Annotated in this window: 8 protein-coding genes; 7 read left to right on the top strand and 1 reads right to left on the bottom strand. The window is 61.2% G+C overall.

Annotated features, from left to right (window positions below):
- Positions 1–152: 152 nt before the first annotated feature.
- Positions 153–1,187 carry a type IV pilus twitching motility protein PilT gene (locus tag HCF10_RS29590; RefSeq protein ID WP_167656960.1) on the bottom strand — a complete coding sequence of 345 codons (1,035 nt, stop codon included), beginning with the start codon at positions 1,185–1,187 and terminating at the stop codon, positions 153–155.
- Positions 1,188–1,244: 57 nt separating this feature from the next.
- On the opposite strand from HCF10_RS29590, the gene HCF10_RS29585 reads away from it, so the two are divergent.
- From HCF10_RS29585 to rdgB, 7 genes are all read left to right on the top strand, one after another.
- Complete coding sequence (locus tag HCF10_RS29585; protein WP_131697504.1) at positions 1,245–1,931, top strand: YggS family pyridoxal phosphate-dependent enzyme; 687 nt, start codon at positions 1,245–1,247, stop codon at positions 1,929–1,931.
- A 33-nt stretch (positions 1,932–1,964) separates the two neighbouring features.
- The gene (gene proC, locus HCF10_RS29580; RefSeq protein ID WP_131697505.1) at positions 1,965–2,783 is read left to right on the top strand and encodes a pyrroline-5-carboxylate reductase; all 819 of its coding nucleotides are present in this window, start codon (positions 1,965–1,967) and stop codon (positions 2,781–2,783) included.
- 25 nt (positions 2,784–2,808) lie between these two features.
- Positions 2,809–3,396, top strand: a complete 588-nt coding sequence (locus tag HCF10_RS29575; protein WP_131697506.1) for a YggT family protein — start codon at positions 2,809–2,811, stop codon at positions 3,394–3,396.
- A gap of 126 nt (positions 3,397–3,522) precedes the next feature.
- Positions 3,523–4,662, top strand: a complete 1,140-nt coding sequence (gene metX, locus HCF10_RS29570; RefSeq protein WP_131697507.1) for a homoserine O-succinyltransferase MetX — start codon at positions 3,523–3,525, stop codon at positions 4,660–4,662.
- A gap of 7 nt (positions 4,663–4,669) precedes the next feature.
- Positions 4,670–5,290: a methionine biosynthesis protein MetW gene (gene metW / locus HCF10_RS29565; RefSeq protein ID WP_017735309.1), complete on the top strand. Its 621-nt coding sequence runs from the start codon at positions 4,670–4,672 to the stop codon at positions 5,288–5,290.
- Positions 5,291–5,311: 21 nt separating this feature from the next.
- A complete protein-coding gene (locus HCF10_RS29560) occupies positions 5,312–5,746 on the top strand; it encodes a DUF4426 domain-containing protein (RefSeq protein ID WP_027606095.1) in 435 nt (144 codons plus the stop codon).
- Complete coding sequence (gene rdgB, locus HCF10_RS29555) at positions 5,743–6,339, top strand: RdgB/HAM1 family non-canonical purine NTP pyrophosphatase (protein WP_167656959.1); 597 nt, start codon at positions 5,743–5,745, stop codon at positions 6,337–6,339. Before HCF10_RS29560 ends, rdgB begins: the two co-directional genes overlap by 4 nt.
- Positions 6,340–6,379 lie beyond the last annotated feature (40 nt).

Genomic DNA, 6,379 nt, shown 5'->3' with positions numbered 1-6,379 from the left:
GGCAGCCTTGAGCTTGAACTCACTCGAATAAGATTTACGCATATCCAAACACCTCAGATTTGGGCGCTATCATAGCGCCCGATTGAAGTGTCCAAAATCATTAGGCCAGTTCAAGCCCCCTCCCACATTTGATTTGTGTCGTCCACAAACCCTCAGATATCCCCAGGCACCCTTGCCTTCTCCCGCGCCTCCTCCCCGCTGATCACGCCTTCCGTGACCAACGCCTTCAAGCTCATATCCAGCGTCTTCATGCCCAGCGCACCGCCGGTCTGAATCGCCGAGACTATCTGCGCCACCTTGTCCTCGCGGATCAAATTTCGAATGGCTGGCGTGCCCAGCATGATTTCATGGGCCGCCACCCGCCCGCCGCCAACCTTCTTGACCAGTACCTGAGACACCACCGCCTGCAACGACTCCGACAGCATCGAGCGGACCATGGCCTTTTCCCCCGCAGGGAACACGTCCACCAGCCTGTCCACGGTCTTTGCCGCCGAGGTGGTGTGCAGGGTGCCATATACCAGATGTCCGGTCTCAGCGGCCGTCAGGGCCAGGCGGATGGTTTCCAGGTCGCGCAACTCGCCCACCAGGATCACATCCGGATCTTCCCGTAACGCCGAGCGCAACGCGGTGGAAAAGCCATGGGTGTCGCGATGAACCTGCCGCTGGTTGATCAGGGCGATTTTCGGCGTGTGGATAAATTCGATGGGGTCTTCCAGCGTGAGGATGTGCTGGCGCCGATGCTGATTGAGGTAATCGATCATCGCCGCCAGGGTAGTGGACTTGCCGGAGCCGGTGGGGCCCGTCACCAGCACCAGGCCGCGCGGAAGCAGGGCGATACGCCGGAACACCTCCCCCAGGCCGAGATTTTCCAGGCTCTGGACCTCGGCCGGGATGGTGCGAAACACCGCACCCATGCCGCGATCCTGCTGGAACACATTCGCCCGGAACCGCGCCACGCCTGGCAACTCGAAGGCAAAATCCGTTTCAAGAGATGTTTCGAAATCCTTTTGTTGGTAGCGGTTGAGCAGCGGGCTCAATAAATCCGCCACTTGCGGGGGTGAAAGCACCGGCCAATCCAACGGCCAGACCTCACCGTCAATGCGCAGCATGGGTGCCACACCGGCCGACAAATGCAGGTCGGAGGCGCCGCGACGCACGCCGGCCACCAGTAATTCAGTGATATCCATAGGGCTTTCCATTTCCAGTAGAATGCCGCGGACTCCATATCCACGGGCGCATCTTGAATGTCGACGATAGCAGACAATATCGGCCAGGTTAGCCAGCGCATCCGCGCCGCAGCCGACGCCGTGCAACGTGACGCACACAGCATCCACCTGCTGGCCGTGAGCAAGACCAAACCCGCCCAAGCCCTGCGCGAAGCCTATGCCGCCGGGATGCGTGATTTTGGCGAAAACTATCTGCAGGAAGCCCTGGGCAAACAGGCCGAATTAACCGACCTGCCCTTGAGCTGGCACTTCATCGGCCCCATTCAATCGAACAAGACTCGTGCCATCGCCGAGCACTTCGCTTGGGTGCATTCCGTGGACCGCCTCAAAATTGCACAACGCCTGTCCGAGCAACGCCCGGCCGACCTGCCGCCGCTGAATATCTGCATCCAGGTCAATGTCAGTGGCGAAGCCAGCAAGTCCGGCTGCACACCCGCCGACCTGCCGGCCCTGGCCAATGCCATCAGCGCCCTGCCGCGCCTGAAGCTGCGGGGCTTGATGGCAATTCCCGAGCCGACGGAAGACCGGGCCGAGCAAGATGCAGCGTTCGCCCGCGTGCGCGACCTGCAAAACAGCCTGAACCTGCCGCTCGACACTCTTTCCATGGGCATGAGCCACGACCTTGAGTCGGCCATCGCCCAAGGCGCCACCTGGGTGCGGATCGGTACCGCCCTGTTTGGCGCCCGCGACTACGGCCAGCCATGAAATGGCTGACATCCATCTAAGTAAGGACCTGTCATGAGCAACACGCGTATTGCCTTTATCGGCGCCGGCAACATGGCGGCCAGCCTGATCGGTGGCCTGCGGGCCAAGGGTCTGGACGCCGCGCAGATCCGCGCCAGCGACCCCGGCGCCGAGACCCGTGCCCGCGTCAGCACCGAGCACGGTATCGAAACCTTCGCCGATAACGCCGAAGCCATACAAGGTGTCGATGTGATCGTGCTGGCGGTCAAGCCACAGGCCATGAAGGCTGTGTGCGAAAGCCTGCGCCCAAGCCTGCAGCCGCACCAACTGGTGGTGTCGATCGCCGCCGGCATCACCTGCGCCAGCATGAACAACTGGCTCGGTGCCCAGCCGATCGTACGCTGCATGCCCAACACCCCGGCGCTGCTGCGCCAGGGCGTGAGCGGTTTGTATGCCACCCACGAGGTGACCGCCGAACAGCGTGCCCAGGCCCTGGAACTGCTGTCCGCCGTGGGCATTGCCCTGTGGCTCGAACAGGAGCAGCAACTGGACGCGGTCACCGCCGTCTCGGGCAGCGGCCCGGCTTACTTCTTCCTGCTGATCGAAGCCATGACCGCCGCCGGCGTAAAACTCGGCCTGCCACAGCAAGTCGCTGAGCAACTGGCCGAGCAAACTGCCCTGGGCGCCGCGAAAATGGCCGTCTCCAGTGAGGTGGACGCTGCCGAGTTGCGCCGTCGCGTCACCTCCCCGGGCGGCACCACGCAGGCTGCCATCGAATCATTCCAGGCCGGGGGCTTTGAAGCCCTGGTGGAAAAAGCACTGGGTGCCGCAGCACATCGTTCGGCTGAAATGGCCGAGCAGCTGGGCAAATAGTCGTACCCCTACGAAGGAATAAATGATGCTTGGACTCAATGACGCCGTCATCTTCATCATCCAGACCTTGGGCAGCCTGTACCTGCTGATCGTGCTGATGCGTTTTATCCTGCAATTGGTGCGGGCGAACTTCTACAACCCGCTGTGCCAATTCGTGGTGAAGGCCACGCAACCGCTGCTCAAGCCCCTGCGTCGGGTGGTCCCGAGCATGTTCGGCCTGGACATGTCGTCGCTGGTACTGGCATTGCTGCTGCAGATTCTGCTGTTCGCGCTGGTCCTGATGCTCAAAGGCTACCTGCCTTACACCGTGCTGCTGTTGCCATGGGCACTGATCGGGCTCTTCTCGTTGTTTTTGAAGATCATCTTCTGGTCGATGATCATCAGCGTGATCCTGTCCTGGGTCGCACCGGGTAGCCGTAGCCCAGGTGCCGAGCTGGTGTCTCAGATCACCGAGCCGGTGCTCGCGCCGTTCCGTCGCTGGGTCCCCAACCTCGGCGGCCTGGATATTTCGCCGATCTTCGCGTTTATCGCGATCCAGCTGATACAGGGCTGGGGAATCCCGTACCTGGCTGACTTCGCGAACATGCCCAAGTTACTGTTCGGGCTGATCTGACAGGCGGAGCAAATGCAGGGGGGGTGGTGGGACGATTCGACCTGCTCCCTCCCACATTTGGCCTTTGCTTGCCGCTGGATGCATCGGTCTTTAGACTTACGCCTCATTTAAACGAGAGCAGGGTCGATGCCAACTGCCTTTCCCCCCGATTCTGTTGGACTGGTCGTGCCCCAAGTGGCGCACTTCAGCGAACCGCTGGCCTTGGCCTGTGGTCGTTCGCTGCCTGCCTATGACCTGATTTATGAAACCTACGGCCAACTGAACGCCACGGCGAGCAACGCCGTGCTGATCTGCCACGCCCTCTCCGGCCATCATCACGCCGCTGGTTTCCACAGCGTTGACGAGCGCAAGCCCGGCTGGTGGGACAGTTGCATCGGCCCCGGCAAGCCCATCGACACCAATAAGTTCTTTGTGGTCAGCCTGAATAACCTCGGTGGTTGCAACGGCTCCACCGGCCCCAGCAGCCTCAACCCGGAAACCGGCAGGCCGTTCGGCGCCGATTTCCCGGTACTCACCGTGGAAGACTGGGTGCACAGCCAGGCACGCCTCGCCGACCTGTTGGGCATCCAGCAGTGGGCCGCCGTGATCGGCGGCAGCCTGGGCGGCATGCAGGCTCTGCAATGGACCATCACCTACCCGGATCGCGTGCGCCATTGCCTGGCCATCGCCTCGGCCCCCAAATTGTCGGCGCAGAACATCGCCTTCAACGAAGTGGCGCGCCAGGCCATCCTCACCGATCCCGAGTTCCACGGCGGTTCGTTCCAGGAAGCCGGTGTGATCCCCAAGCGCGGCTTGATGCTGGCACGGATGGTCGGGCATATCACCTACCTGTCCGATGACTCCATGGGCGAGAAATTCGGCCGTGGCCTCAAGAGCGAGAAGCTCAACTACGACTTCCACAGCGTCGAGTTCCAGGTGGAAAGCTACCTGCGTTATCAGGGCGAGGAGTTCTCGGGGCGTTTCGACGCCAACACCTACCTGCTGATGACCAAGGCTCTGGACTACTTCGACCCGGCAGCCAACCATGACGACGACCTGGCGAAAACCTTCGAGGGCGCCACGGCCGCGTTCTGCGTCATGTCGTTTACCACCGATTGGCGCTTCTCGCCGGCCCGCTCCCGAGAGCTGGTGGATGCCTTGATGGCTGCGAAAAAAGACGTCTGCTACCTGGAGATCGACGCTCCGCAAGGCCATGACGCCTTCCTGATCCCGATCCCGCGTTACCTGCAAGCGTTCAGCAACTACATGAACCGAATTACTTTGTGAGAACGCCATGAGAGCCGACCTGGACATCATCCAAGACTGGATCCCCGCCGGCAGCCGCGTGCTTGACCTGGGCTGCGGCGATGGCGAACTGCTGAGCTGGCTGCGGGACAACAAGCAAGTCACCGGCTATGGCCTGGAAAACGACCCGGACAATATCGCCCAGTGCGTGGCCAAGGGCATCAACGTGATCGAACAGGACCTGGACAAGGGCCTGGGCAACTTTGCCAGCAACAGTTTCGACATCGTGGTGATGACCCAGGCCCTGCAAGCGGTGCACTACCCGGACCGCATTCTCGACGAAATGCTGCGCGTGGGCCGCCAGTGCATCATCACCTTCCCCAACTTCGGGCACTGGCGCTGCCGCTGGTACCTGGCGACCAAGGGCCGTATGCCGGTCTCGGATTTCCTGCCGTACACCTGGTACAACACGCCGAACATCCACTTCTGTACTTTCGAAGACTTCGAAGCCCTGTGTGGTGAGCGTGAAGCCAAGGTGATCAACCGCCTGGCCGTCGATCAACAGCACCGTCACGGCTGGGCAAGTAAGCTATGGCCCAATCTGTTGGGCGAAATTGGTATCTACCGGGTCAGCAGCCCTGGCCTGACGGATCACAAGATTGCCGTCTAATCATTTTCAAGAGGGACGATCATGAGTCGCTTGGCCATTTTTCTACTGACTGCATGCCTGGGCGCCAGCGCCATGGCGGCGGACACTATCGACGCTAATCGCAAGAAAGACTTCGGTGACATCACCGTTCATTACAACACCTTCACCTCCAGCTTCCTGCAGCCGGAAACCGCCCAGAAAGTTGGCGTGGTGCGCAGCAAGGAGAAAGGCTTGATCAATGTGACCGTGATCAAGGGCGTAACCCCGGTGGCAGCTCAGGTGACAGGCACCATCAAGGACCTGGGCGGCAAGAGCGAGATTTTGACGTTCAAGCAAATCGACGAGAAAGGCGGGATTAATTACCTCGCGCCGTACTCTGTGACACAGCGGGAATACAAGACGTTTACCATCAATGTTGAAACCGGCGGCAAAGCCCATAGCTTCCAATTCAACCAGGAACTGTTTCCGGCGGAATGATGAACCTTACTCAACTCGTACTGGCCAGCCATAACGCCGGCAAGCTCAAAGAACTCCAGGCAATGCTCGGCGACTCCGTGCAGTTGCGCTCGATCGGCGAGTTCAGCCAGGTGGAGCCGGAAGAGACCGGCCTGTCGTTCGTCGAGAACGCCATCCTCAAGGCGCGCAATGCCGCACGCATCTCGGGCCTTCCGGCGCTGGCCGATGACTCTGGCCTGGCGGTGGACTTCCTCGGCGGCGCGCCGGGCATCTACTCGGCGCGTTATGCCGATGGCAAGGGCGACGCGGCCAACAATGCCAAGCTGCTGGACGCCCTCAAGGACGTGCCGGACGCGATGCGTGGCGCGAAGTTCGTCTGCGTGCTGGCCTTGGTGCGGCATGCCGATGACCCGCTGCCGATCCTCTGCGAAGGCCTGTGGCACGGGCGCATCCTGCATGCAGCCAGTGGCGAGCACGGTTTTGGTTATGACCCGCTGTTCTGGGTGCCGGAACGCAATGTCTCCAGCGCCGAATTGAGCCCGGCCGACAAGAACCAGATCAGCCACCGCGCCCGCGCAATGAATTTGCTGCGCCAACGCCTGAGCTTGAAATGACCCAGAACACCTCCGCGCAGCCGCTGATCCACGGTGGCGC

Origin of the sequence: Pseudomonas sp. B14(2022), assembly GCF_012030485.1 — a bacterium.
Taxonomy (GTDB): Bacteria; Pseudomonadota; Gammaproteobacteria; order Pseudomonadales; family Pseudomonadaceae; genus Aquipseudomonas.
This window is presented reverse-complemented; position numbering and strand designations above follow the sequence as displayed.